General features: G+C 71.6%; 22 protein-coding genes. 13 read left to right on the forward strand and 9 right to left on the reverse strand.

Annotated features, from left to right (window positions below):
• Window positions 1–17: 17 nt before the first annotated feature.
• Window positions 18–2603, forward strand: a complete 2586-nt coding sequence (locus WMF42_RS39615; RefSeq protein ID WP_437688294.1) for an ArnT family glycosyltransferase — start codon at window positions 18–20, stop codon at window positions 2601–2603.
• A gap of 18 nt (window positions 2604–2621) precedes the next feature.
• Here WMF42_RS39615 and WMF42_RS39620 read toward each other — a convergent pair whose 3' ends face one another.
• From WMF42_RS39620 to WMF42_RS39645, 6 genes are all read right to left on the reverse strand, one after another.
• Window positions 2622–3221 (reverse strand): class I SAM-dependent methyltransferase, encoded by a 600-nt coding sequence (locus WMF42_RS39620; protein ID WP_199693522.1) that lies wholly within the window; start codon window positions 3219–3221, stop codon window positions 2622–2624.
• 5 nt (window positions 3222–3226) lie between these two features.
• On the reverse strand, window positions 3227–4270 hold the full coding sequence (locus WMF42_RS39625) for a glycosyltransferase family 2 protein (protein WP_061606422.1): 1044 nt from the start codon (window positions 4268–4270) through the stop codon (window positions 3227–3229).
• A gap of 177 nt (window positions 4271–4447) precedes the next feature.
• On the reverse strand, window positions 4448–4693 hold the full coding sequence (locus WMF42_RS39630) for a hypothetical protein (RefSeq protein ID WP_061606421.1): 246 nt from the start codon (window positions 4691–4693) through the stop codon (window positions 4448–4450).
• Between the two features lie 321 nt (window positions 4694–5014).
• Window positions 5015–5323: an NADH-quinone oxidoreductase subunit NuoK gene (nuoK, locus tag WMF42_RS39635; RefSeq protein ID WP_061606420.1), complete on the reverse strand. Its 309-nt coding sequence runs from the start codon at window positions 5321–5323 to the stop codon at window positions 5015–5017.
• 3 nt (window positions 5324–5326) lie between these two features.
• Window positions 5327–5842 carry an NADH-quinone oxidoreductase subunit J family protein gene (locus WMF42_RS39640; protein ID WP_061606419.1) on the reverse strand — a complete coding sequence of 172 codons (516 nt, stop codon included), beginning with the start codon at window positions 5840–5842 and terminating at the stop codon, window positions 5327–5329.
• Between the two features lie 67 nt (window positions 5843–5909).
• Window positions 5910–6551: a NuoI/complex I 23 kDa subunit family protein gene (locus tag WMF42_RS39645; RefSeq protein WP_061606418.1), complete on the reverse strand. Its 642-nt coding sequence runs from the start codon at window positions 6549–6551 to the stop codon at window positions 5910–5912.
• A 365-nt stretch (window positions 6552–6916) separates the two neighbouring features.
• Here WMF42_RS39645 and dapA point away from each other — a divergent pair, with 365 nt between their 5' ends.
• Together dapA and dapB are read left to right on the forward strand one after the other, a co-directional pair.
• Window positions 6917–7807 carry a 4-hydroxy-tetrahydrodipicolinate synthase gene (gene dapA, locus WMF42_RS39650; RefSeq protein ID WP_437688295.1) on the forward strand — a complete coding sequence of 297 codons (891 nt, stop codon included), beginning with the start codon at window positions 6917–6919 and terminating at the stop codon, window positions 7805–7807.
• 29 nt (window positions 7808–7836) lie between these two features.
• Complete coding sequence (gene dapB / locus WMF42_RS39655) at window positions 7837–8688, forward strand: 4-hydroxy-tetrahydrodipicolinate reductase (RefSeq protein ID WP_061611517.1); 852 nt, start codon at window positions 7837–7839, stop codon at window positions 8686–8688.
• Window positions 8689–9063: 375 nt separating this feature from the next.
• Here dapB and WMF42_RS39660 read toward each other — a convergent pair whose 3' ends face one another.
• Window positions 9064–9837: a hypothetical protein gene (locus tag WMF42_RS39660; RefSeq protein WP_437688296.1), complete on the reverse strand. Its 774-nt coding sequence runs from the start codon at window positions 9835–9837 to the stop codon at window positions 9064–9066.
• 109 nt (window positions 9838–9946) lie between these two features.
• Between WMF42_RS39660 and WMF42_RS39665 the strand changes: the two genes are divergently transcribed.
• The 3 genes from WMF42_RS39665 to WMF42_RS39675 all read left to right on the forward strand — a co-directional run bounded on the left by WMF42_RS39665 (window position 9947) and on the right by WMF42_RS39675 (window position 14521).
• Window positions 9947–10966, forward strand: coding sequence for a hypothetical protein (locus tag WMF42_RS39665; protein WP_437688297.1), 1020 nt, complete (start codon window positions 9947–9949; stop codon window positions 10964–10966).
• A gap of 134 nt (window positions 10967–11100) precedes the next feature.
• Window positions 11101–13200, forward strand: coding sequence for a glycine--tRNA ligase subunit beta (glyS, locus tag WMF42_RS39670; RefSeq protein ID WP_061612827.1), 2100 nt, complete (start codon window positions 11101–11103; stop codon window positions 13198–13200).
• A 595-nt stretch (window positions 13201–13795) separates the two neighbouring features.
• Window positions 13796–14521 (forward strand): hypothetical protein, encoded by a 726-nt coding sequence (locus tag WMF42_RS39675; RefSeq protein ID WP_061612825.1) that lies wholly within the window; start codon window positions 13796–13798, stop codon window positions 14519–14521.
• Window positions 14522–14701: 180 nt separating this feature from the next.
• On the opposite strand, the gene WMF42_RS39680 is transcribed toward WMF42_RS39675, so the two are convergent.
• Window positions 14702–15187, reverse strand: a complete 486-nt coding sequence (locus tag WMF42_RS39680) for a hypothetical protein (protein ID WP_061612824.1) — start codon at window positions 15185–15187, stop codon at window positions 14702–14704.
• 244 nt (window positions 15188–15431) lie between these two features.
• On the opposite strand from WMF42_RS39680, the gene WMF42_RS39685 reads away from it, so the two are divergent.
• The 7 genes from WMF42_RS39685 (at window position 15432) to WMF42_RS39715 (ending at window position 24106) form a co-directional block, all read left to right on the forward strand.
• The gene (locus tag WMF42_RS39685) at window positions 15432–16496 is read left to right on the forward strand and encodes a DUF2169 family type VI secretion system accessory protein (RefSeq protein WP_061612823.1); all 1065 of its coding nucleotides are present in this window, start codon (window positions 15432–15434) and stop codon (window positions 16494–16496) included.
• A 3-nt stretch (window positions 16497–16499) separates the two neighbouring features.
• Entirely contained in the window at window positions 16500–17783 is a 1284-nt protein-coding gene (locus WMF42_RS39690) for a hypothetical protein (protein ID WP_437688298.1), read from the forward strand.
• 17 nt (window positions 17784–17800) lie between these two features.
• Entirely contained in the window at window positions 17801–19000 is a 1200-nt protein-coding gene (locus WMF42_RS39695) for a DUF2169 family type VI secretion system accessory protein (protein ID WP_437688299.1), read from the forward strand.
• 80 nt (window positions 19001–19080) lie between these two features.
• Entirely contained in the window at window positions 19081–20184 is a 1104-nt protein-coding gene (locus WMF42_RS39700; protein ID WP_437688300.1) for a hypothetical protein, read from the forward strand.
• Between the two features lie 2 nt (window positions 20185–20186).
• A complete protein-coding gene (locus tag WMF42_RS39705; protein WP_437688301.1) occupies window positions 20187–20804 on the forward strand; it encodes a hypothetical protein in 618 nt (205 codons plus the stop codon).
• A gap of 27 nt (window positions 20805–20831) precedes the next feature.
• Window positions 20832–22988, forward strand: a complete 2157-nt coding sequence (locus tag WMF42_RS39710) for a type VI secretion system Vgr family protein (RefSeq protein WP_437688302.1) — start codon at window positions 20832–20834, stop codon at window positions 22986–22988.
• A 59-nt stretch (window positions 22989–23047) separates the two neighbouring features.
• The gene (locus WMF42_RS39715) at window positions 23048–24106 is read left to right on the forward strand and encodes a hypothetical protein (RefSeq protein ID WP_437688303.1); all 1059 of its coding nucleotides are present in this window, start codon (window positions 23048–23050) and stop codon (window positions 24104–24106) included.
• An 87-nt stretch (window positions 24107–24193) separates the two neighbouring features.
• Here the strand turns inward: WMF42_RS39715 and WMF42_RS39720 are convergent, their stop codons facing one another.
• A complete protein-coding gene (locus WMF42_RS39720) occupies window positions 24194–25084 on the reverse strand; it encodes a zinc metalloprotease HtpX (protein ID WP_437688304.1) in 891 nt (296 codons plus the stop codon).
• Between the last annotated feature and the right edge of the window lie 314 nt (window positions 25085–25398).

Genomic DNA, 25398 nt, shown 5'->3' on the forward strand with positions numbered 1-25398 from the left:
TAGGATGCGCGCCCGCCATGCTGGCTCGCTTGCGTGCTGTCCTCACTCCCGACTCGCCCCTGGCTCGCCTGCGCGCCGCCCTGACCTCCGACTCGCCACGGCCGAGGCTCCTGCGCGGCGCCTTCGCGGCCGTCGCCTGCATCGCGGGCCTCGCCTATTACGCGTTCGCGGTCCACAAGCACATCCCGGTGCAGCACTGGCTCCTGTGGCGGCTCGCGCCGCTCTGGGGTTATTCGCTGCTGTTCCTGCTCTCCAGCCTCGGTATCGGCCTCGTGCTGCTGCGCCGGGCGCTCCGCCTCGCGCACCTGCCGCCGGTCGAAGAGGGCCTGTTCGGCATGGCGCTCGGCACCACCGCCTTCGTGTTCGGCATGTACCTCGCCGGCGCGGCCGGCTGGATCCGCCCCTGGTTCGGGCTCGCGCTGCCGGCGGCGCTCCTCGCCGGCGGCCTCCTGGAGCTACCGCGCTGGCTGTCGCGGTTGAAGGGCGACCTCGACGCCTCGACCACGCCGAGAGGGGCAATGCGCTGGCTCTGGCTCGCGGCGACGGGCGTGGGCGCCGTGGGCCTCGTTCTCCTTTACCTGATGTCGCTGACCCCGGAGTCCATCGGCTTCGACGCGAGCTGGTATCACCTGCCGATCGGGCAGGACTACGCGCGCGCGGGCCGCATCGTGCCGTTCTACGGGGACGTGAACCGCGCCTTCCCCCACTTCGCGAGCATGCTCTACGCCTGGGGCTTCAGCGTCCCCGGGCTGATCGTGGAGCAGCGATGGATGCTGGCGCTCCACCTGGAGCTCGTGTTCGTCGCGTGGAAGGTGGTCGGCGTCGCGGCGCTGGCGCGGTACCTGCTGCAGGGCGAGCGCGTCCCCGGCCTCTGGGCGGCGTTTTTCCTGTTCCCCTCGCTGTTCGTCCACGACCAGAACCCCAGCGGCTCGTCGGACCATTTTCTGGGCTTCTTCGCGGCGCCCGTCCTGCTCGCGTCGATGCGCTTCGCCGAGCGCTTCGACAGGCGGTATGCCGTCCTGCTCGGCGCGTCCCTCGGGGGCGCGATGCTGGTGAAGTACCAGGCCGTCTATCACCTCGGCATGGCAGCGGCGATCGTCGTGCCCCGCGCTGCGTACCTGCTGGGGCGCGCGGCGTTCCGCGCCGCGAAGAAGCGCCGGCGGCCGCTCCTCTCGCCGCGCCGCGTCCTCATCGCGGGGCTCCTCGCGTCGGGCGTGGCGCTCGGCACGGCCGCGCCGCATTTCGTCAAGAACACCATCTATCACAACAACCCCGTGTATCCGATGGCGCAGCGCGTGTTCACGCGGTCGTACCCGCAACACCCGCGCTCCGCGGAGTTCATGGAGAAGGCGTACCCCAACAAGCCTTACCTGCCGAAGGGGAAGGGGCTGGAGCGACAGCTCATCGCGGTCGGGAACTTCTTCTCGTTCTCGTTCTCCCCGCACTACTCGTTCACGCGCTACGTCCCGTCGATGGGCTCGCTCTTCACGCTGCTCCTGCCGATGTTGCTTGTCATCCGGGGCCGGCGCAGGCCGGCGCTCGCGGCCTGGGCGGCGTTCGCCGGCATCTGGGTCTGGGGCAACACGTACACAGCGGACCGTTACCTGCAGGGCCTGCTCGCGGTGCCGATCGCCGCCACGGCCGCGATGCTCGTCCGCACCTGGCAGCTCGGGACGGTCGCGCGGCTCGGCCTCGTGCCGCTCGTGGTGTTCCAGATCGTGTGGAGCGGCGACGTGCCTTTCTACTCCGGCCCCGACCGGCTCGAGCGCGCGCTCTCGCTGATCCGCTCCACGTACGAGAAGAAATGGACCGACGCGCAGCGGTTCAAATTCCGCGAGAATCATCGCGCGATCACCCAGGCGACCCCGCCGGACGCGCGCATCCTCGCGCGCAACTACCGCACGACGCTCGGCATCGAGCGCGACATCATCTTCGATATCCAGGCCTGGCAGTCGCTCATCTTCTACGAGCCCGTGCGCGGGCCGCGCGAGCTCTACGAGCATTACCGGAGCGTCGGTATCACCCACATCCTGTACCCGCCGAACCAGCGCCCGCCGGACACGCTCCAGGCGGCCGTGCTGTTCAACGAGCTCGTTCACCGCCACGCGACCGAGAAGCGCCGCTTCGGCGGCCTCCAGCTCGTGACCATGCCGAAGGAGCCGCCGCCGCCCGACGAGCTGCCCTATGAGGTGCTGACGCTCGGCGCGCCCGGCTACGAGGACGGGCTCTATCCGGTCGAGGCGCTCCACATCCTCCCCAAGCTCCAGCCGCCCAAGGGCCAGGGGCCCGAGCCCGCCCAGGCGTGGCCCAAGGACAGCGGCGCGCAGGCCGCGCTCGTCGAGGCCGCGGAGGCGGTGGTGGTCGGAAAGAACGCGGCGCGGCGCGGCCGGGCGCTGAAGCTGGACAGCGCGTTTTCCGCGACGGAGCGCTTCAAGGGCTACACGGTGTACCTGCGGGACAAGCGCAGCGCCGCCCCGGCAGAGGCGCCGGAGCCCGCGGACGCGCCGTCCGCGCCGGAGCCCGCGGACGCGCCGTCCGCGCCGGAGCCTTCGGACCCGGCAGATCCCTCGCAGGACGACGACATGGAGGACCCGGGCGGCTGAGCGCCCCGGCCAGCGGGGCTACGGGCGCTGCTCGGCGAGCAGCACCGTCCAGGGGACCGGGCTCTTCACCTCGCGGACGGCGAGCTCGCCCCCCACGAGCGCCACGAGATCGCGGCGGCCGAAGTGCTGGATGTGGCCCGGCGTGTTGCCGAGATCGGCGAGGTACCGGCCGCGCAGCACGTTCAGCGCCCGCCACAGCGGCTCGCGCGGCGTGCTCGCGATCACCCAGCGGCCGGCCACGCGCCGCAGCTCGCGCAGCGCGCGCGCCGGGTCCTCGAGGTGCTCGAGCACCTCGCAGCACACGACGAGATCGAACTCGCGATCCTCGAACGGCAGCTCGTAGACCGACGCCTCCCGGAACTGGATGAGCGGATCCACGTCGGGCGCGACGCGCTCCAGCGAGACGTCGGTGGCCACGAACCGCTCGGGCCGCGGCGCGCTCGTCACGATGTGGTGGGCCAGCCGGCCTTCTCCGCACCCGACCTCCAGCACCGAGCGCGGCGCGACACGGCGGTAGAGGTCCGTGACGGCGCCGAGGAAGCCGCCCATCAGCATCCGGGCGACAGGGTTCTTCGTGCCGTACTTGTCGTAATGATTGCCGACGATGTTCCCCGACATGGCCATCACCCCGCGCTCGCCCGCGCCCTGTGCACCTGCTGGTTGCGCCACGGCTTCGCGCCGGTCGTGTGGATGCCCTCCGGCCGGACGCCCGGCGCCCGCTGCGCGAGCTCGGTCTCGATCCGGCGCACGCGCATCAGCACCTCCTCGACGAGGCGGCGGTTCGCCGCGATGAGCTCCGCGAGCAGCGCCACGGCCACCAGGATGCACGCCACGACGACGGCGCCCGTGGCGACGATCAGCGACTGGATATAACCGCTGTAGTCCGGGTTCTGGAGGTAGAAATAGAGAAACCGGACGCCGAGCGCGAGGCCGAACACGAGCAAGATCGCTGCGACCCAGCCCACGAGCTGCACGGGGCGGTACATCGCATAAGCCCGGAACATCACCGGACCGGCGCGCCTCAGGTAGTCGGGGATCGACCGGAAGAGCCGCGACTCGCGCGTCTTCGGGTTGGTCGTGATCTTCACGTTCTCCACGGCGAGGCCGCGGCGGCCTGCCTGGATCACGGTCTCCAGCGTGTAGGTGAAGCGGTTGTGCACGAAGAGCTGCAGCGCGGCCTTCCGGCTCACCGCGCGGAAGCCGCTCGGCGAGTCGGCGACGTCGGTGGCCGACAGGCGCCGGATGAGCCGCGAGCCCCACCGCTGCAACACCTTCTTGAGCGGCGAGAAGTGCTCGATCCTGTCCGTCTGCCGGTCGCCGATCACCAGGTCGGCCCGGCCTTCGAGGATCGGAGCGACGAGCCTCGGGATCTCCGCGCCGCGATACTGGTTGTCCGCGTCGGTGTTCACGATGATGTCAGCGCCGAGGCGCAGGCACGCGTCGATGCCGGCCATGAAGCCGGCGGCGAGGCCGCGGTTCATCGCGAAGCGGACGATGTGGTGGATCCCGAGCTGTTCGGCCAGCTCGCTCGTCCCGTCCGTGCTGCCGTCGTCGATGATCAGGACCTCGATCTCGTCGACGCCGTCGATCGACCTCGGCAGGTCGGAGAATGTCTGCGCGAGGGTCTCGCGTTCGTTCAAGCAAGGGATCTGGATGATGAGCTTCACGGGGGATGTCGCGGCGCAGCGTAGCACGATGTGCGTCGAGGGATTCACCTCGGATCACATCGCGGCCCGCCTGCACATGTCCGCGTCGCTCCTCCGCGGAGCTCCGGCGCCGGGCGCCGCGCGTCGGAGGCGACAGCCCGCAGCCCCCGCGCCGGGACCGCGGACGATCGCCCCGCGCTAGTTCAGCAGCTTCTTCGAGAGGTGCTTGACCGCCTCCTGCGCCGCCTCCCGCAGCGCGACCTCAACCGCCTTGGAGGACGTATCGCCGCGCACGAGGATGGCGCAGTTGTCCCCTTCGGCCTCGAACGATGCGAGGGGGAGCTCCGTCGCCGCCTCTGCAGCGCGGATCGGCACCTGCACGGCAAGCGAGCCGACCTCGAGCTCCACGAACCCCACCAGCTCCGACTTGGATAGGTTCTGCATGCTTAGAACGTGGGTCGCCCTCAGGGCCTAGGCAAGGTCAGGTTTTTCCTGCTTGTCGGTGGGATTGAGCTCCACCGGAAGAGGCAGATTGCGCGCACGTCAAGCCTGTTCCCCCACGACCGCGCAGCCCGACACACGTGGCCCGCAGGGCGCGCGACGCGCCGGTCCGGGCGTCCCGCTCGCCGCGTCGTCAATGGCCCGCCGCGCCCGACGCGCCGCGCGGCGCGTCGTCCACGATCGCCGCGTTCGTCGCGCGCGCCGCGTTCGTCGCGCGCGCCGCGTCGTCCATCCCACGCTTCCGCACGGATGCCCGCGCTCGCGTCAGTGCTTCAGCGACGTGAGCTGGTCGGCCATGATGCTGCGGTGGCTGCGATAGACCTGGAGCACGATGGCCAGCGCGATCGCCGCCTCGCTGGCGGCGAGGACGATGATGAAGACAGTGAACACCTGGCCGGCCACGCCGCCCGCGACGAAGTGCTCGAACGCGACGAAGTTGAGCGCAGCCGCATTGAGGATGAGCTCGACGCCGAGGAGGATGCCCACCGCGTTCTTCCGGGTCATCACCGTGAACAGCCCGAGACCGAAGAGCACGGCGGCCACCGTGAGGTAGTGGATGAGCCCGATCTCCATCGGCTACTCCCGCTCCCAGGCGCGCTTGACGGCGCGGCGCGCCAGGACGACAGCCCCGATCATGGCGGCGAGCAGGACGATGGATCCGAGCTCGAACGGGAGCAGGTACTCGCCGAGGAACGCGTGTCCGAGCTTGGCCGTGGACGGCATCGCCGACCGGGCCTCGGCGGGCCAGGGGGTCCGGGTCGCCACCCTGCCGAGCACGAGGAGCACCGCCGTGACCAGGGCGAAGGCCACGGCGAGCCCGCCGCGCGGGTTCGAGATCTTCATTTCCTGGATGCGGCTCGTGAGCATCACGGCGAAGAGGATGAGGATGAGCGTGCCGCCGACGTAGACGAGCACCTGCGTCGCCGCGAGGAAATCGGCCGACAGCGTGACGTACAGCCCGGCGACGCCGAGGAACGTGCCGAGCAGGGCCAGCGCCGAGTGGATGATGTTCCTGGAGAACGCCACGAGCCCGGCGGAGCCGAGCGTCAGCGCGGCGAGCCCGAGGAAGGCGAGTGTGCTCAGGGGAGGCATGCGGTGGGGACCGCGACGTTAGATCGCCGCCCACCGCCCATCAAGCCATCAAGCGCGACGCCCCGGCTCACCCGCCCGCGGCGCCGGCGTCCTCGGCCCCGCCCTCGGCGCCCTTGTCCTTGCCGCGCTCCCTGCGCCAGATGGCGCGCAGCTCCTCCAGCGCGGCGGGGTTGTCGCGCATGGCGCGCTCCCGGGCCTCGCGGGCGTGAGGCCCGTACTCGCCGACTGGCACCTCGCCGAGGTCCTTCGGCGCCCTGTACAGCGGCACCAGCCCCTCCGGGATGAAGCGGAAGGTGAGGTGATCGAGCGTCGGCGCCGCGCCCTCGAACTCGCGGGTGTGGCGGATCGCGCCGGTCGATTCGGTCTTGCACGCCTCGACGCAGAGGCCGCAGTACATGCACTTGCCCATGTCGATGTCGAAGCGGCTCATCGCCTGCTTCTTCGTCGCCGGGTCCTTCTCCAGGTCGATGGCGATGCACTCGATGGGGCACGCGCGCTCGCAGCGCTTGCACCCGGTGCAGATGTCCATCTGCACCTCGAGGAAGCCGCGGTAGCGCGGGGGGAGCATCTCGCTGACAGGGCGGTCCGTCTTGTCGGGATACTGGACGGTGATGGGCTCCCGGAACAGGTGGGAGAACGTGACCGCCATCCCTTCCAGGATGGTAGTGGCCGCGCTGGAGATGCTCTTGATGTACTGGGCGAGATCCATGGCGGGGGCTTCTCCGGGACCTGGCGCGCGCGGGCATACGGCCCTGACGAGCGAGGTGCCACACCGCGCAGGCTAGCAGAATGCCAGCCTTTCTCGAGGCGTCCGGGGCGCGATCCGTCAGCCCCGCGGCGCGGCGGGAACCCGCGCCGCAGGGCGTCCATGGCCGCGCTCGACCGGCGAGGGTCGACGACGCGCCGCGCTGGTCGGGCGCGGCGCGCGCCGCCCGCCCGGCGCAGCGCGGCCGCGCCCGACCAGCGCGGCGCGGCGGGAACCCGCGGAGTGCGCGGAGGTGGTGGTGAACCTGTCCTCTCCTGTTGACGCGCACCCCGGGTGGCGATCATGGTCCCTTTATGACGCAGCTCCCCTTGTCGGGAACCTTCACCGCCCTGGTCACGCCATTCACGCCCGACGGCGAGGCCGTCGACTTCCAGGCGCTGGACGCGCTGGTCGAGGCGCAGATCGCGGGGGGCGTCAGCGGGCTCGTGCCGTGCGGGACCACGGGCGAGTCACCGACCCTGAGCGAATCGGAGACGACAGCGGTCATCCGGCGCGTCGTCGAGGCGGCCCGCGGCCGCGTGCCGGTGATCGCGGGGACGGGCTCGTTCTCTACGAAGAAGACGATCGACGCCTCGCGCGCCGCGATCGCGGCGGGCGCCGAGGGCGTGATGATCGTGATGCCGTACTACAGCAAGCCGTCGCAGGACGGGCTCCGCGAGCACACGCTGGCCATCGCGAAGGCGATCTCCGCGCCCATCGTGCTCTACAACATCCCGGGTCGGACCGGGATCGACCTGTCCGCCGAGGCGACCGAGCGCATCTGCGCGGCCGCGCCGAACGTGGTCGCGATCAAGGACGCCACGGGCAACGTGCTCCGCTGCCAGGAGCTCGTGCGGCGCCTCGGCGACCGGCTCACCGTCCTGTGCGGCGACGACGCGCTGACGGTCGCGATGATGGCGCTCGGCGCGAAGGGCGTCATCAGCGTCACGTCGAACGTGCTGCCGCGCGAGACGAGCGCGGTGACCCGGCGGTTCCTGGCCGGCGACCTCGCGGGCGCGCGGGCGGCGCACCTCGCGCTGCTCGAGCTGCACGGGCTCATGTTCGTCGAGCCGAACCCCGCGCCCGCGAAGGCCGCGCTCGCGGCGCTCGGCCGCATGAGCCCCGCCGTGCGGCTGCCGCTGGCGCCGGCCGGCGACGCGACAAGGCAGCAGATCGCCGAGGCGGTGCGGCGGCTCGAGGCGAGGCGCGAGGCGACGTGAAATCGAACGGCGATCATCGAGGCGTACCCATGGGCGTGCTGCTGGGGGCCGCTGCGGCCGAGGAGGCGCGCTCGCTGAAGGTCGCGATCCACGGCGCGGGCGGCAAGATGGGCCAGGCGATCGTCCGGCTCGCCGCGAACGAGCGCGCGCAGGTCGTGGGCGCGATCGTGTCGCGCGGCTCGTCGCGCATCGGCCGCGACGTCGGCGAGCTCGCGGGGACGGGCACCATCGGCGTCGCGATGAGCGACGACACGAGCGCCGGGCTGCTCGGCGCGGACGTTGTCATCGACTTCTCGCGGCCCGAGGCGCTCCCCCGGCTCCTGCACCTCGCGATGCGGGCCAAGGTCGCGGTGGTCAGCGGCACGACGCGCCTCGACGCCACGTGCGAGCGGCTGCTCGACGAGGCGGCGCAGCACGTGCCCGTGCTCTGGTCGCCGAACACGAGCATCGGCATCCACGTGCTCGCGGAGATCGCGGCGAGCGCGGCGCGGCGGCTCGGGCCCGGCTACGACGTCGAGATCGTCGAGGTGCACCACCGCGCCAAGGTGGACGCCCCGAGCGGCACGGCCGTGCGGCTCGCGGACGCCGTGCGCGCGGCCCGCGGCGAGGCCGGCGACGCGGCCGCGGCGCTCTCCGACGTGCACGGCCGGGAGGGCAACGTCGGCCCCCGCAAGGCGGACGAGCTCGGGATCTTCGCCGTGCGCGGCGGCGACGTCATCGGCGACCACACCGTCCACCTGCTCGGCCCCGGCGAGCGCCTGGAGCTCACGCACCGCGCCACGAGCCGGGATCTCTTCGCGCGCGGGGCGCTGCGCGCGGCGTGGCACCTGCACGGCAAGCCGCCTGGCCGCTACACGATGGCGGACGTGATCGAGGGCTGAGGGCGACGCCGCCGGGCAGCCGGACGAGGAGACGGCGCAACGACGAGATGACGAGATGACGAGATGACGAGATGACGAGGCGGCGACCGCGTCCGGCGGGTCGCGCGAGGCGCCACAATGTGGTCCGCGGCGTGGCGCCGCACTAGGCTGCCCCGCTCGTATGGAGACGCTCGCTGCGCGGATCGCACGCGCGGGACCCTTGCCGGCCCGGGACGCGGTGGGCTGGGTCATCCGCCTGGCGAAGCGCGTCGAGCGCATGCACGGGCGCGGGACCGTGCACGGCCGGCTGTCGGCCGCGTGCGTCGTCATGGGGGACGAGCCGTGCGCGTCGCAGGGATGGCTGTCGGATCCGCTCGAGACGCCGGCGTTCGTAAGCTACCGCTCGCCGGAGCGGGCCGCCGGCGAGGGGCCGTCGCGCGGGGATGACACCTGGGCGCTCGGGGTGACCCTGTACGTGGCGCTCTCGGGGAAGCACCCCTTCCCGGCCGAGAGCGACAGGGAGCTGCGCCGCCTGCAGGGCGCCGGCGCCGCGCCGCGGGTGACGCTGGCGGGCGCGGAGGGCGACGCGCTGTGGCGCGTCCTGGAGCAGGCGCTCGCGCGCGACGCCAGGGAGCGGATCGTCGAGGTCGCCGCGCTCCGCCGCGCGCTGGAGGCGGCGCGGCCGGGCGACGGCCTGGAGGAGCTGACGCCGCTCGACGAGCACCCGCTCGCAGCGCCGGCGAGGACCGTGCCGGCGCCGCGCCCCTCGAGCAGCGGCCTGCGGGGCGCGTCGAGCTCGCAGCCGCCGCGCAGGAGCGCCCCGCCGGGAGAGAGCTCCGGCGGCTCGCAGCCGCCGCGCAGGAGCGCCCCGCCGGGAGAGAGCTCCGGCGGCTCGCAGCCGCCGCGCAGGAGCGCCCCGCCGGGAGAGAGCTCCCGCAGCTCGCAGCCGCCTCGCTGGAGCCCGCCGCCTCGTGGCCAGACGAGCTCGCTGCCGCCGCACAGCGGAGGCTCCGCGGCGCGCCGGACGCCGATCCCGCTCCACGGGCTCTCGGCGCTGGGCCTCCGATCGACGGCGGGCACGCCGATCACCCCGGTGCCCGAGGCGCCAGACCGGCCCGCGAACGCGCCCTCGGCCTCGCCTCCCGGGCCATCGGAGCTCGCCGGCGCCACACCGGCAGGTGCCTCCGGCAGCCCGCCCGGGCCGGCCCTCTCGCCCGCGCAGGTCGAACAGCCGGCCCTCTCGCCCGCGCAGGCGGAAACGCCGTCTATTCCACCTGCATTGCTATTTTCCGATGAAGACGACGAGCTGGAGAGCCCGCCGTCGTTCCGCGCCGTGCCGCTGTTCGCGGGCGACGAGGTGCCGCCGACGCCCTCGAAGCCGCTCGCGCTCGCGCCCGCGCCAGCCAGCGACGTCGCGCACGTCCGCGCGCCCCGTCCCGGTGCGCTGCGCGCCCCGGCCCCGGCGCCGGAGCCGCGCCCGCCCCGCGGGAGGCCGTCCGCCGCCCCCCGGATCGCGGCGCTGGTCCTCTGTGTCGTGGTCCTCGCCGGCGCCGCCGCGGCGGCGTGGCTCTGGCTGCGCCACCGCGGTGCCGCGACGCCCCAGCCGCCCGTCCCGGCGCTGCCTGCCGCGCCCGCCGCCTGCGCCACCCCCGCAGCGCCAGGAGGCCCCCCGGCCGCTTCCGCGGCAGCGTACGACACGGCTCCCGCGGCAGCGCAAGGCGCCGCCGCGGCGGCGCCGGTGGACGCCGGCGCGGCGAGCGCAGCGCCGGCGGAAGCGGCCCCGGCGGCGTTCGCCGCGTGCATGGCCCCGCTCTTCCCCGGCAAGAGCGTCGACGCCGCGACCGCGGGGCAGATGGCGTTCGTCTGCGCCGAGGTCGACCCGATGAAGGGCGTCGCCGCGCTGAAGGGCCACCTCGCCCAGGCCGCCGGCCCGAAGGGTATCTCGGATGCGACGAAGGAATGGGGCGTGCTCCGCTGGTACGACATGGCGGCCCTCGCCGCCGTGCGCGCCCGTTGCTGCCACGCTCCGCCCCCCCTCGATCTGCCCGACACGCCGGAGGGCTGCCCGCCGCTCGACGCGGCGCTGAACGACCTCGGCGCGGCCGTCTCGTCGGCGTCCGCGCCGGACGATCGGGCGATCGCGAAGGAAGCGCGGCGGTACACGCGGACGGTCCAGTGCATCGTGCGCGTCGGCGCGGCGAGCCGTTACGGGCGCAAGAACAACCCGAACGGAGGAGAGGCTCGCGCCTTCACGAAGGTGCTCGCGCGCGCCCTCCAGGACGCGGCGCCGGGGCGCTGAGCGCGCGGCAGGGCGCTCGGTCCGGCGCGGCCTGGCGCGGGGTCCGGCGCAGCGAGCCGCGGCTCGAGGTGGCCCCCGTGGATCGATCGACCGCCTCGCCGGACGGGCGGTTCTGGGGTAGCGTCCGCGGTCCCATGTCCAACGAAGCGAGCGATCTCCTGCTCGAAATCGGCGTCGAGGAGCTCCCCTCGTCGTTTGTCGAGGCCGCGCTCCGCGCGCTCCCGGAACTCGCCACGAAGCGCCTCGCGGAGCTCAGGCTCCGCCACGGCGCGATGCGCGCGCTCGGCACCCCGCGGCGGCTCGCCTTGCTCGTCTCCGCTGTCGCGGCGCGCCAGCCGGACCTCGAGGAGGAGGTCACCGGCCCGCCCGTCAAGGCGGCCTTCAAGGACGGCGCGCCCACGAAGGCGGCCGAGGCGTTCGCGCAGAAGCTCGGCTGCGCGGTGTCCGATCTGCGCCGCGTCGAGGGGCCCAAGGGCGAGTACCTCGCGGGCACCCGGCGCGAGGCCGGCAAGGCCGCGGCCGAGCTCCTCCCGGAGGTCCTCGCGGCGCTCGTCGCGGCCATCCCCTTCCGGAAGTCGATGCGCTGGGGGACGGGCGAGTTCGCCTTCGGCCGCCCCATCCAGTGGCTGGTCGCGCTCTCCGGCGGCGACGTCATCCCCGTCGAGATCGCCGGCGTGCGCAGCGGCCGCGCGAGCCGCGGCCACCGCTTCCTCGCGCCGGGCGAGATCGCGATCGGCGCGGCGAAGGACTACGTCGAGGCGATGCGCGCGGCGCACGTGATCGTCGACACCGAGGAGCGCGCGCGCCTCATGCGCGAGCGCCTGGTCGCCGCGGCCCGCGACGCCGGCGGGGTGCTGATCGAGGACGACTTCCTGATCGGCGAGAACCTCTCCCTCGTGGAGGAGCCGCACGTCATCGTCGGCGGCTTCGAGGAGCGGTTCCTCGAGCTGCCGGAGCGGGTGATCCTCGAGGTCGCGCGCGGTCACCAGCGCTACTTCGGCGTGCGCGACGCGAAGACGGGCGCGCTGCTCCCGAGGTACCTGGCGGTCGTGAACACAGCGGAGGCGCCCGAGGCGATCAAGCGCGGCAACGACAAGACGATGCGCGCGCGCCTGTCCGACGCGCAGTTCTTCTACCGGGAGGACGTCAAGATCCCGCTCGCGAACCGCCGCGAGAAGCTCGGCGGCATCGTGTTCCAGAAGCGGCTCGGCAGCGTGCTCGCCAAGGCCGAGCGCGTCGAGCGGCTCGCCCGCGAGCTCGGCCTGCTCCTGATGCTGCCCGAGCCGACGCTGATGGCGGCCGCGTCGGGGGCGCACCTCGCGAAGTGCGATCTCGTCGCGCTGATGGTGGGCGAGTTCCCCGAGCTCCAGGGCGAGATGGGCCGCGCCTACGCGCTGGCCCAGGGGGTCAGCCCCGACGTCGCCGACGTGATCCGCGATCACTACCTGCCCAGGGGCGCCGCGGACGCGACCGCGCCGACGCACGCCGGCGCGCTGGTCGCGATCGCCGACCGCCTCGACACGCTCGTCGGCTGCTTCTCGATCGGGCTCATCCCCACGAGCACCGCCGACCCGTACGGCCTGCGCCGCGCCTGCCTCGGCGTGCTGCGCACGCTGCTCGATCGCGAGCTCGATCTGCGCCTCGGCGCCGCGTTCAGCGCCGCGTACGACGGCTACGCGGGCGTGGAGCTCAGCGCCTCGCGCGAGGAGCTCACGGCGCGCCTCGGCGAGTTCTCCGCCGAGCGGCTGAGGGGCCTGCTGTCCGACCGGCTCCCGCAGGACGCGGTCCTCGCGTGCCTGCGCGTGGCCGCGGACCGCCCGCTCGACCTCCGGGCGCGCGTGCGCGCGATCGACGCGCTCAGCCCCGACGTGCGCGCGCGGGTCGGCGAGGTGTTCAAGCGGGCGACGAACATCGCGGACAAGGCCCCTCCGGGCGAGCCGGTCGCGCCGTTCGGGCAGGAGGTGCACGCGAGCGAGACGGCGCTCTTCGCGGGGTACCTGAAGCTGCGGGAGCAGATCGCGTCGGACGTGAAGAGCGGGGCGTACGACGCGGCGTTCCGGGCGGTGGCGGATTTCGCGCCGCTTCTCCACCAGTACTTCATCGACGTGTTCGTGATGACGGACGACGCGGCCGTGCGGGACAACCGGCTGCGGCTGATGCGCGCCCTCTCCGAGACCTGCTCGAGCCTTGCGAGGCTCGAGCTCCTCGGTGAGGCGCCGCGCGCGGCGTCCTGACGGGACGGGCGCGACGCCGTTTCCCCGGGGGGGCCCCGCTGAACTCGCCTGGGAGTTGGAACACCCGGCCTTGCCGGATGCTTCGACTCCCAGGCTCACACATCGGCCCATCCCCCACCCCGCGCGGCGAACACCTCTCCGGGGGCCTACCGTGAACTGGGACCGGGGGCGAACCACGGGCAGCGAGAGCGGATCTCGGAGGAATCGGACCGCGGAGCTCCGTCGGTCACGTTCTCGTTCCTGCGGGCGCGACGCAATTGGTGACAATTCCGGCAACGCTATCGCAATGAACACGATCGAGGCGCTTGTCGCCTCGGCGCCGCGCCAGCCGACCCGTGAGGTGCTCTGTTGCACGACGAGGGTGTGGTGGGCGGACGCCTCGCGCACCCGATGAAAAAAGCTGTCGTGGAGGTCGGGGCCGGCGGGCTCCTGGCGGTTCTCTCCGGGAGGCGTGGTGAACAAGCGTTGCAGGACGTAAGCGGGACGGGCGCCGCGATCGCCGGCCCGCGAGGGTCGCCGCGGTGCGAGGTCGCGCGCGGGAGCGCGCTGGCCGCGACAGCCGCGGTGGAGTAAAGGGGATTGACCAGGAGGCACCATGGGCATCTCCATCGCGTACAGCGGCAAGCTCCGTGACCCGGCCCTCGTCCCAGAGCTCGTCGGCGATCTCGCCGCCAAGGCCGAGTCCGCCGGCTGGCTCAGCAAGGCCATGAAAGAGCTCGTCGCCGAGAAGCGCGTCACCTGCTCCGGTCTCGAGGGGATCACGCTCTACCCCCATCGCGAATGCGAGCCGCTGCACTTCCATTTCGATGAGGAAGGCACCTTCATCAACCACTACTATCATGCCCTCCTCAGCAACACGGAGATGGCGGACATGATGCGTCAAGCGCTGGCCGAGTCCGCGGCCCTCACCCGCAATCTGGCCCGGAGCTCGCAAAGCACGCCAAGCGGCGGCGGGCCGCGCATCGCCGTCCCCGCCCTGCCGGAGGCGCCAGGAGTCGAGTTCTTCAAGCAGGGGAGCCGCTACAACTGGACCAAAACGCAGTTCGCCGGCCCCAAGGTGCACGTCGCCGTGTGCGCCATCCTGCGTTACGTGAAGGAGCGCTACGCGCCCGATCTCGAGGTCAAGGACGACAGCGGGTACTTCGCCAGCGGCGACTACGAGAAGCTCGAAGCCGAGCTCGCTTACGTCGAGCGCCTCGCCTCGATCACGACGGACGCCATTCAAGCCGCGGCCACGTCGAGCAAGGGCCCGATGACCCTCGACGCGTTCGTGAAGCGGATCAACGAGGAGCTCGCCGAGGCCAAGAACAAGCTGCACTGAGGAGCGGCCAGGAAGCAGGCGCCGGCGCCGCGAGCGCGGTCGGCGGCCTCGCCTCTGCTTCCTCGCCGTGCACCCTGGCGCGGGGGCGCCATGCACCGGTGACAGAACATCACGGCTGGCGCCCTGGCCGGCGGCGGCGTGCCGCCAGCCGGCATCCATTTCGTACCGTCCTCCGTCGCGCTAGGTGACCGGAACCACGATACGGCGCCCCTTCCCCTTCTCGCGCTTCGCCTTCTTCTCGTGCTTCTTCCCGAGCCCGAGCTGCTCCGCGATCGCCTTGCGCGCCTCGCGCGCGAGCTTGCGGACCTGCTTCGCCTCGTCCTGGGTGATGACGCCGTCCTTGGCGGCCCTGTCGACCGCCGCGCGCACCTTGGCCTGGGCGTCGTCGAGCGCCTTCCGGATCTCGGCGCGACGCGCGTCGGGGACGCCGCCCTGCTGCATCTTCGCTTCGATCTTCGCGCGCTGCTTCGCGCTCTTCGCGTCGACCCGCTTGCTGAAGCTGGCGGCGTCCTGCGGGAACTGCGGCCGGCCCTTGCCACGGCCGTGATGCGGCGCCTTCGCGGCCGCCGCGGGGGTCTCCTTGGCCGCAGCCGCGGCCGGAGGGGCGGCGGCGCCGAGGACGACGAGCGCGGCGAGCGCCGAGGTGATGCGAGCGAGCTTGTTCATGGATCCTACCTCTCGAGATGACGCGGTGCGGTGCGAGACCGGGGTCGCGGCCGGCGAGCCGAGGCCCCCGAGGGACCGCGTGCTCGGCCCGTGAGACGTGGCTCGGGCGACGGTATTCCCGCCGCACGTGGAGCGCCAGTCAGGCACGAAGCTGCACCTCGCCCCGGGGTGGTGGCAGCAGAAATCCTTCTCGGAGGCCGCTTGACACTGCGCGTCGCGTTCGGGTGTGCTCGCTGGTCCTGTCATGCACCTGGTCAACGCCACGGCCGTCCCTGCCAAGCTGATGACGGCGCGCCTCTTCGGCGCGACCCACCGCATCGGTATGGTGGTGGCGAAGGCGACGTTCCGCATCGGGCCGAGGGGGACGGAGCTCGACACGCAGGATCCCTGGCCGCTCCTCGACGACGATCGCGCGACGGAGCTCGGCATCGCGCCCCGCGACGACCTGCCGAGGCGCGACGACGCGTTCGAGGTCGTGCTGCTCGGCGCCGCGCACGCGCCCGGCGGCGAGCCGGTCGGCCAGATGGTCGTGTCTCTCACCGTCGGTGGCGAACGGCGCGAGCTTCTGGTCTCGGGGGATCGCACCTGGGAGAGCGGCGCGACCCCGCGCATCGGCGCGCCGGTGCCCTTCACGCGGATGCCCCTGACCCATGAGCGCGCCTTCGGTGGAACCGTCGAGGTCGAGATCGACCGCGAGGCGTTCGTCGAGGCGATGGACGCCCGCAACCGTGGTGGGCGCGGCTTCGACCCTGCGCCCGCCGTGAGGTCCCTGATGGAGACGCTGAATCCCCCCGACGGGTACCCGCGCTACGATGGGATCCGGCGGCTGCCCAACATCGAGGATCCGAGGACACGGATACGTCTCCCCGAGGACGCGCCCGAGCCCGTGTACTGGGGCGCGGTACCGGTGGACTCCGCGGTCCAGGCGATGCGCACCGTGGCGCCACCCCCGGGAGTCGGGCCCACGCTGCCCCAGTTCGACGACGGCGCCTATCACCGGGCGCACCCGCAATGGGTCATCCCGCTGCCGGCGGCGCGGAGCCGGGTGACTTTGACCGGGCTCACCCCGGGGCCGGAGCCGCTCTCCTTTGCCCTTCCGGCAGTGCGGGTCTTCGTCGATTACGTATCCGGGGTCCGCACCGGAACTCGCGAGCTGCGACCCCATGCGCTCGTCCTGCTCCCGGAGGAGCGGCGCCTCTACCTCGTGTTCCGCCACGCCTTCACCTACGACTACCCCAGCGCGGAGCGCTCCATGCGCCTGCGCGTCGAGCGGGGCGGCTGGTACGAGCCGTCCAGCCGAGGAGGATGAGCCATGGGCGTCCCTGTCCCCGTCACCCGGTCGAACGACCTCAGCGCGGGCTATTCGACCCACCTGTTCCTGACGATCCCGCCCGCGCCGCCGCCGACGATCAACGCGGCCATCGAGATCCCGCTCCCGCACGCGTGGCCGCCGGGCGAGAGCGCGGGGAAGGTCCAGAAGACGACCACCGTCTTCGTCAACGGCAAGAACGTGATGCTCGATCTGCACGACTGCGGGCCTGTCATTCCGCAGATCACGATTCCGCCGGTGAACGCCCTCTTCCCGATGCAGCTGTTCAAGTCGAAGCGCGCCGTGACCGTGACCTGCTTCTCCGTCCGGATGAACGGCAAGACGACGGCGTGCACGGGCGTGTGGCCGCCGCTCGCGCTGCTCGCCTGCGGCGATCCGGTCTCGTGGCCCACGACCTTCACGTTCACCAACATGTGCGTGAACGTGCATGTAGGCGTGTCCGGCGCGGACCTGATCGGTGGGCTCCTCTTGACGCTCGCCACGATGGCGATCGACCACTGCTTCTTCAGGTTGCCTGATGTGAAGCTAAATCCGTGGGAGGAGCTCGCCAAGGGCTTCCTTGGGGCCGCTGCGAGCGCGACGACGAGCTTGGTTCAACACATGCTTGATCCGCGTTACCCGATTCGGATCGACACGAAGGTGAAGGCTCCTGGCGGCATCGAGATCAAGATAATCGCGTCCACATTGTCCACGGACACCACCAACAACCCGCAAAAGATCTCTATAAGCATCGAGAAGAAGGTGGAGGATAAATACAAGAGTCGCGCCGCGAGCATCGGTGGCTCTGGTGAGTACACCTGGGACGCCGGCGGGGACACGACCAAGGAGGGGTTCAAAGGCCAGCTCGGCGCCGCGGGGGCTGGTCCCGGCCTCGGCATCAAAGGAACTGCCGCCGGCGAGCACCACCCCGACGCCTCTGAAGAGCAGCGAACGAAGTGGACGCTCAAGAAGGAAGAGGCGACGCCCTTCGGCTCCGAGTCGAAGCAACACGACTATAACCCCGGAGCCCCCGAGGGCCAGGGTTGGTCGAGCAAGACGGAAAGGGTGGTAAAAGGCCAGAGCGGTGACCGACGAACGACGACCGTGGCCAACCCCGACGGCACCACGACCGTCACGGTCGTCGAGAACAAAGACGGCAAGGTCACGATGAAGAGTCGTAAGCACCCTGGTGACCCCAGGCCGTTTCCGGAGCAGACTGGCAGCAGCGGCAGCCCGTCTCGCGCCGCCGACGCCGCAGGTTCCAACGTCTGGGGTCCTCCGCTGTGATCGCCGAACGTACACCCGTGCGCGAGACGTATGACGCCGTCCTGGAGCTCGGCCCCTGGGAAGGGGTGTCCCCGACAGCGTACGTGCTGGTGAAAAAGACGTTCACGATCGCCGGGCGAAGGTGCGAGCTTGCACCGCCGCTGCCTCTGTTCAACGATCCTCGTGACGAGGCGCTCGTCCCGCGCATCCCTGCGGGGATCGATTTCTGGCCGAGCAAGGAGGCGACCGACTTCGTCGTCCGTGGCGCCGCGTACGCACCCGGTGGCCGGCCGACAACGCAGATGTTCGTGGGAGCCTCGATCGGCGCCACGTCGAAGCGCATCGCGATCTTCGGCCGGCGAGAGATCAGATGGACCGCGGGAGGCAGGCCGGTCATCGATGATCCGGAGCCGTTCACCGTGATGCCCGTGATCTGGGAGCTCGCCTACGGCGGCGCCGACCCGCGTGTCGAGCTTCAGGGCGAGGTGTCCTTGCCACGGCTGGGGATGGCCTCGATGGGCATGGATCACCCTGGCACCTACCCGCGAAACCCGCTGGGCAAAGGCTACCTCGTCGAGCTCGCGCCGCTCCACGGCGCCGAGCTGCCGAACCTCGAGGATCCGCTCGATCGGCTCACGGTCGAGCGGCTCGTGACCAAGGATCCGGCGCTCTGGTACCGGCAGCCGCTTCCAGCATGTTTCGACTTCGTGCCTCCGCTCGCGTTCCCGCGTCACCTTGGCTTCGGTCCCTCGGTCGAACCATGGTTTCCTCCGCCGGATGACGAGCGGTTGCCCGAGGTGCGGCTCGGCGTGCTCCCGGCAGGGTACCGCGGCGCGCGCGCGCCGGGGTTGTCGCCGCGGTTCTTTCAGGAAGCTCCGCCGGGCTTCGTGCTCGACGCGGTGCGCGGCGACGAGGTGGTTCGCATCGAGGGCATGCACGCAGAGCGGCCATCGATCGAGTTCACATTGCCCCGGGCGCCGTCGATCGCGTTCATGATCGAGGGTGGCCGCGTGCCCGTCGTGCCTCGCACCCACACGATCCTCGTGGAGCCTGCTGTGGAGCGCGTCTCTCTCGTCTACGGGGCCACGGTGGCGCTACCGCGCACGTTCGTGCCGGGGATCCACAAGTACATCCCTGTCGCGGTGACTGTCGACGGCGATCGGCCCATTCACTACCAGGCTCCGCCCACGCTGCGCGATCGAATGTCATCGACGAACGGGCGGCAGGAGCGAACGTGAGCCACGGAGCCGCCACGGCTTCGCTCGCCGAGGACCTCACGAGGAACCGGGCAGGGCACCTCTCCTCAGCGCAGCGAGGCGTGCTCGAGAAGGCTGCTCCGGTCCGGTTCAAAACGTGGGCGGTGTGGCTCGGCCTGCTCGTCACCCTCACGACCCTCATCATGGCTACCGCGGCCATGGCTTCGGAGTGGCGACACGAAGCCTCGGGCATGAAGGCCGCGCTGCTCGGCGGGGTGCTCGTCCTGGCGTGCAATCTCGGGCTTGTATGGATGCTCGTGCGAGGAGCCCAGCGCCGCGCCGCGCTCCGCACCGATATCGCCGAAGGCAACGTGGTAGCGTTCCTCGGTCGCGTCGTCTGGACGACGCGCTTCTCCTACAACAACTACGTACTCGAGCCGGTCGACGGGTCGCCGGCCGTCCACGCGAGGTCGGCGCCGCTCCCGCCCGGGCCCTACCGCGCCTACGCCCTGCCGCGGTCCCGGGTCGTCGTCGCCGCCGAATCAACGGTCGTCCCCGGGGGGGTCTGGTCCATCTCGCTCACCAATCCCAGGGAAGTGGGTTTGCACCTCGACTCGAGGCCGGGCCTCGGCTCCGCGCTCGCGCAGCCGTTCCCCATTGCGCCGCACATCGGTGAATGCGCCGAGCTGCTCCGCGCCCTCGCCGACGCGCTTGCATTCGATGCCGAGGACCTCGAGCACAACCGTCGAGGCACCATGTCCCCGCGCCAGGTGCGCCGGCGCCTCACCTCGGCGGTGGTCCCCTTCATGTTCATCAGCTGGCTCGGGTTCATACCTGCCGTGCCATTGATCCTCGGCAGTCGCTCTTCCCCTCTCTTCTTCGCCGCGCCTACCCTCCCCGCCGCTCTCATCTGCCTCTGGCTCCGTCGAGACGTCTTCACACGACATGTGGAGGCCGTCGAGGGCGTCGTGGAGCGTTACGCCCCGGCGAACGTGATGGAGACGATGGCGATCAGCGACTCGAACGACTACTATCGTTCACTTCTCGTTCGTGGGCATAAGATCCCTGTGCGAGAGTCGCCCTTTCGCGCCGTGGTCCCCAAGCTGCGGTATCGGCTCTATCTCGCCAAGAGCACGGGGAGAGTGCTGAGCGCGGAACCCTTGGACACGTCATCGGCCCAACCTCACGGCGCCCCGCGCCCGGGCGCGACCTGGAAGGCAGTGTGAGCATGCGACACAGCTCTGACCGCGAATCATCCGTGCTCTACGAAGAGCCCTCCCCCGTCGACGAGCTCGTCGACGCCTCTCTCGCGCACCTCGACGAGGCGCCGCCCGAGCCGCTCGCGGGCCTGCGCCCCGGCGAGGTGATCGTCGGCGAGTGCATCGACGCGCGGCACCCGACGTTGATCGGCCGCCTCCTCGTCCGCTGGGCGACGCCCCGCGGCGCGCAGGAGTGCTGGCTGCCGTCACTGCATGGCCTCGCCGTGCGCGCGCACGACCGCGTGCTCGTCTCGCAGCCATCGAACTGGCCCGAGCCCATCGTGACGGGCGTCGTCGACGGGTTTGCCCTGCGCCCCGAAGCGCCGCGCGCGGAGGCCGCGCGCCTCGCGCTCCACGGTGATGAGACGCTGCGCGTCACCACCGCCGACGGTAAGCCGCTCGTCGAGGTGTTCGCCTCGGAGACCGGCCCCGTGATCCGGCTCATGACCGAGGGCGTGGACCTCGAGCTGCCGGGCGCGCTGCGCATCAGCGCCACGAGCATCGATCTCGTCGCCCGACAGGGCGAGGTGCGGGTGAACGCGACCGACGACGTCGTCGTGCAAGGCGAGAACATCCACCTGAACTGATGCCGTAACGGGAGGAGAACGACCAGCATGGCCAGCGACTTCAGCTTCGCATGGGAAGGGGCGAACCGCTCCGACGACGGTCCGTGGCACCATCTCCGGGTGCTGGAATTCCGCGGACGCGAGTCGATCAGCGGGCTATATGCGTTCGAGATCGATCTCGTGCGCCTGCACCATACGCCGGACGTCGATGTGACGGATCTCGTGGGGAAGCTCGCCTCCCTCCGGATCGCGACAAAGGACAGTCCCCCTTTCCGGCTCATCCATGGACAGATCTCGGCCGCCGAGGAGCTGGGTGAGGTCCAGCTGGGCACGCGCTACCGCGTCACGCTCGCGCCGCCGTTCTGGCGCGCGACGATGCTGAAAAAGAGCATCATATATCTCGAGAAGACCATCCAGCAGATCGTCGAATCGGTGCTCGCCCGCACCTCGTGGGGCGCCGGGCTCGTCGCCTCTTCAGGCCAGCCAGCCGAGGACGACGGCGACGAGAGCACGTTCAGGCCGGCGAAGGCGACCTTCGCGTGGCGCGTCATCGACATGGGCCGGATCGCCGACGTGACGGCACGATCGTACTGCGTGCAGTATCAGGAGAGCGACTTCGACTTCGTGTCTCGTCTCCTCGAAGAGGAGGGCATCTCGTACCATTTCGAGCACACGAAGGGCGAGTGTGTCCTCGTGCTCAGCGACAACGACGGCGGGCGCCCGCGGCTCGATCCAGCACGGCCGCTCGGCCCCGGCATCCTCGCGCGGAAGGTGAGCGACGTCCGGATGGGGAGCCGCGTGCAGCCGACGTCGGTCGTCCTCAACGACTACAACTGGCGCAAGCCGAAGCTCGATCTGCTCGCGTCGGCGCCGGCCGGCGCCACGGAATCCGCGGTGTACGAGCACCCCGGCCGCTACGAGGAGTCCAGGGAGACAGGGGAGCGCCTCGCGGAGCAGCGGGCGCTGCGCCTCGACGCCGACCGAGAGTGGGCAGCGGCGAGCGGGGCGTGCCGGCTGCTTGGCGCCGGGACGCTGTTCACGCTCGAGCACCCGACATCGAAGTGGAGCGGGTCCTACCTCGTCACCGCGATCGAGCACTCCGCGCACGAGCCGGGCTACTTCGCAGCTCCCGCCGGGCAGGAGCCCTACCGCTGCCGCTTCGAGGCCATCCGGTGCGGCCGGAGCGGGGAGGATGCCCCCTCTCGCTTCGTCCCGGCCCGCGTCGCGCCCCGGCCGCGGATCCACGGCAGTCAGACAGGGGTAGTCACCGCGGAGCCGTCCGATCAGGACGCCGAGATCAACGTCGGCGGGCCCTCGGCCATCGGCTGCGTGCGCGTGCGCTTCCACTGGGACATCGACGTCGGCCGCCACGCGAAGGAGGCGACCTCGTGCTGGGTACGCGTCAGCCAGATGTTCGCCGGCGGCCGCGGGCACGGCGCCATCTGGCATCCGCGCGTCGGCGACGAGGTGGTCGTCGACTTCCTCGAAGGCGACCCCGATCGGCCGCTGATCACCGGGCGCGTCTACAACGGGATCAACCTCCCGCCGGAGAACGCGACGAAGCGGCCGACCTACAGCGCCATCAAGAGCTACACGAGCCCCTTCAACGGCAACTACAACCTGCTGTCGTTCGAGGATGCCCAGGGCGAGGAGGAGATCCGCCTGCACGCGGCGCGCGATCTCACCACGGAGGTCACGCGTAGCGCGCGCAGGACCGTGGGCGTCGACGACGCGACCGAGGTGGGCGGCGATCAGAGCACGCAGGTCGCAGGCTCGCAGTCGACCAGCGCGGGAGCGATCACGCAGAGCGCCGGGACGACGGTCGCCGTCCGCTCCGGCGCCGAGATGACCCTCTCGGCCGGGACGACGCTCACTGGATCGGCCGGAGACAACATGTCGCTCGGCGCGGGCGGCAACAACACCATCACGGCCGGGTCCCATCTCTCGCTGGGCGCGCCGGTCATCGAGATCACGGGCGAAGGGAACATCAACGTGGACGCGCCCTGGATCGACATCAAGGGAGGCCCGAAGCTCCGGGCCGGCGCCGCGCTCGTCGAGGTCAACGGCGCCGCGACGGTCCTGATCAACGGCGGCAACTCGATCTCGATCAAGGGCGGCACGGTCAACGTCTCCGGAGGGACGGTCAACGTCGCCGGCGATGGGACCGTGACCATCAAGGGCGCGGTCGTGAATCTCAACAGCTGATCGGGTCGCGCGGAGCGGGCCCCCGCTCTGGGACGGCGCGCGGTGGAGGAACCAGGAAGATGGCCAGAGACGCATCGCAGCTGCCCGGAACGACGCCGGCCGATGCCCGCGAGACGACGCATGGCGGGCTGACCATCGAGCGATACGGCGAGCTCTCCGCGCACCTGCGCCGCTTCCCGCGGTTCGCCAAGGCGGAGGTCCTCGCCCGCCTGACGATCGCGGACGCGGACTGGGACGCCGCGGTGTGCGGGTGGACCGACGCGCTCGCCGAGGAGAGCGCCGACGGCGGCGAGGCGCTCTCGAACCGCTTCTGTCGAGCGTTCACCGCCGCCGAGACGCGCCTCGAGCGCGAGCAGCCAACGCTCGCGTCGCTCGGCCCTTTGCCTACCAACGCGCCTCCCGATGTCTCGCCGCCAGCGCCCCCGGCGCTGGCGGTCGTCCCGGCAGGAATGCGGCACTTCACGAGCTTGCGGGAGACGGTCGAGACAGCGCCGACCGCGTCGCGCGGGCCGGCGCTCCCGTTCGCGCCCCGGACGGCCGCAGGACCGGGCGGCCTCAACGAACGCGCCGCGTCCTTCGCGGAGAGCGCCGCGCGAGCGGCCGCGCCTCCGCCCCGATCGGCGTTCCCGCCCGGGGGCCACACCGCCGATCTGTCGACCGCCGTGGCGTCAGCGCTCGGCCAGCGCAATCCGCTGCCCTTCAACGCAGCGCCGAAGGGCGCCGCGCTCCCCGCCGAGGTCCGTCCGGGGTCACCGGCGGCGCCCGTAAAGCACGGATCGGGGAGCGGCGCGACGCGCCCTGCGGCGGCGGCGGCCGCCCCCGGATCGGCGCACCCTGGGGACAGCCGCGGGGCGGCACGAGCTGCCGCGTCACAGCCACTCAGCACGGCCAGCGCGGCGGTGCTGTCGCTCGAGCAGCATGCGTCGATGTGCGCCGAGATCGCGGTCGCCCCTGGCAAGACGGCCGAGATCGTCGCGCGTTACGGGCTCACGGAGGCAACACGAGCGCAGACGGACGAGCACTGGCGAGCGCGGATCGCGCAGGAATCCCGTGCGGGGGAGGCGTGGCAGCGGGCCTATACGATCCATCGGGACCGGCTGCTCGGTCTGCGCTCCTGAGCTGTCCCGCTCCTCCGCGCCGCCGATCTGCGCGGAGGAGGTCGCCGAGAGCCTCCGTTCTTCCCCGCCCGCTCGACGCGCCCGCCGTCACGCCATCGACCTCGCCCAGCTCCTGGCCGCGCCGCTGCCGCTCGCGGCCATCGACAGCAGCCGGCTCACGCGCTCCTCGGTCGTCGGGTGCGTCGAGAACCACTTCAGCAGCGAGCTCGCCCCGGCGAGCGGGCTCACGATGAACAGGCTCGCCGTCGCCGGGCGCCCGGCCTCGGAGGGCACGAGCTCGACCCCGCGCTCCAGCCTCGAGAGCGCGCTGGCGAGCGCCTCCGGGTCGCCGCACAGCCTCGCCCCCACCTCGTCCGCCAGGTACTCGCGCGAGCGCGAGATGCCGAGCTGCACGAGCGTGGCCGCGATCGGGGCGACGATCGCGAGGGCCAGGCCGCCGAGCAGGCCGCCGCCCTCCTCCTCGTCGGACTGCCCGCCGCCGAAGAGCCCGGCGAGGCTCACCGCGTGGGCGATCGACGTGATGCCCGAGGCGAACGCCGCCGCGATGGTCGACACAAGGATGTCGCGGTTCTTGATGTGCGCGATCTCGTGCGCCAGCACGCCCCGCAGCTCGCGCTCGCTCAGGAGCTGCAGGATCCCCTCGGTCACGGCGACCACGCCGTGCTCCGGGTTGCGCCCGGTGGCAAAGGCGTTCGGCTGCGCGTCCGGAATGACGTAGACGCGCGGCTTCGGGATCTCCGCCCGACGCGAGAGCTCCTCCACCATCCGGTGCAGGCCCGGCGCCTCGTCCGGCGAGACCTCGGCGGCCCTGTGCATCGCGAGCACGATACGATCCGACATAAAATAGGCGCCCAGGTTCATCGCGAGCGCGAGCACGCCGAACAAGACGAGGTACCCCGGCCCGAGCGCCCCGCCGATGGACACAAGGATTGCCGACATGATGCCGAGCAACAGGATCGTCTTGATCTGATTCTTCATGAACTTCGTTACCTCCTCGGAACCCTGAAATGGAGCGCTGCGAACACCGCTCCACGAAGCGGAACGCCGCGCGCGCCGCTCCCGCGGAACCCACGGAACCCACGGAACGAGCGCCGCAAACGCCGCTCCCGGAGCTCCCGGAGATCGATGTGTCGCGCTCCGCAGCATTGCAATGCCGCGTGCCACGATCAGCAGTCGTCCCGTGCGGCGGATTCCCGGCGTCGCGGCCCTGACCGCCCGCCCCGCTCCGCCCCATTTCGCCCCGCCGCCCCGTTTCGCCCCGATCCGCCCGACTCGCCCCGATCCGCCCGTCT

Source organism: Sorangium sp. So ce176, from assembly GCF_051519835.1.
Lineage (GTDB): Bacteria > Myxococcota_A > Polyangia > Polyangiales > Polyangiaceae > Sorangium > Sorangium cellulosum_G.

Coding starts and splice junctions, on each gene's coding strand:
- WMF42_RS39615 (WP_437688294.1), top strand. CDS start 18: ATGCTGGCTCGCTTGCGTGCTGTCCTCACTCCCGACTCGCCCCTGGCT.
- WMF42_RS39620 (WP_199693522.1), bottom strand. CDS start 3,221: ATGTCGGGGAACATCGTCGGCAATCATTACGACAAGTACGGCACGAAG.
- WMF42_RS39630 (WP_061606421.1), bottom strand. CDS start 4,693: ATGCAGAACCTATCCAAGTCGGAGCTGGTGGGGTTCGTGGAGCTCGAG.
- nuoK (WP_061606420.1), bottom strand. CDS start 5,323: ATGGAGATCGGGCTCATCCACTACCTCACGGTGGCCGCCGTGCTCTTC.
- WMF42_RS39640 (WP_061606419.1), bottom strand. CDS start 5,842: ATGCCTCCCCTGAGCACACTCGCCTTCCTCGGGCTCGCCGCGCTGACG.
- WMF42_RS39645 (WP_061606418.1), bottom strand. CDS start 6,551: ATGGATCTCGCCCAGTACATCAAGAGCATCTCCAGCGCGGCCACTACC.
- dapB (WP_061611517.1), top strand. CDS start 7,837: ATGGGCGTGCTGCTGGGGGCCGCTGCGGCCGAGGAGGCGCGCTCGCTG.
- glyS (WP_061612827.1), top strand. CDS start 11,101: ATGTCCAACGAAGCGAGCGATCTCCTGCTCGAAATCGGCGTCGAGGAG.
- WMF42_RS39675 (WP_061612825.1), top strand. CDS start 13,796: ATGGGCATCTCCATCGCGTACAGCGGCAAGCTCCGTGACCCGGCCCTC.
- WMF42_RS39680 (WP_061612824.1), bottom strand. CDS start 15,187: ATGAACAAGCTCGCTCGCATCACCTCGGCGCTCGCCGCGCTCGTCGTC.
- WMF42_RS39685 (WP_061612823.1), top strand. CDS start 15,432: ATGCACCTGGTCAACGCCACGGCCGTCCCTGCCAAGCTGATGACGGCG.
- WMF42_RS39690 (WP_437688298.1), top strand. CDS start 16,500: ATGGGCGTCCCTGTCCCCGTCACCCGGTCGAACGACCTCAGCGCGGGC.
- WMF42_RS39705 (WP_437688301.1), top strand. CDS start 20,187: ATGCGACACAGCTCTGACCGCGAATCATCCGTGCTCTACGAAGAGCCC.
- WMF42_RS39710 (WP_437688302.1), top strand. CDS start 20,832: ATGGCCAGCGACTTCAGCTTCGCATGGGAAGGGGCGAACCGCTCCGAC.
- WMF42_RS39715 (WP_437688303.1), top strand. CDS start 23,048: ATGGCCAGAGACGCATCGCAGCTGCCCGGAACGACGCCGGCCGATGCC.
- WMF42_RS39720 (WP_437688304.1), bottom strand. CDS start 25,084: ATGAAGAATCAGATCAAGACGATCCTGTTGCTCGGCATCATGTCGGCA.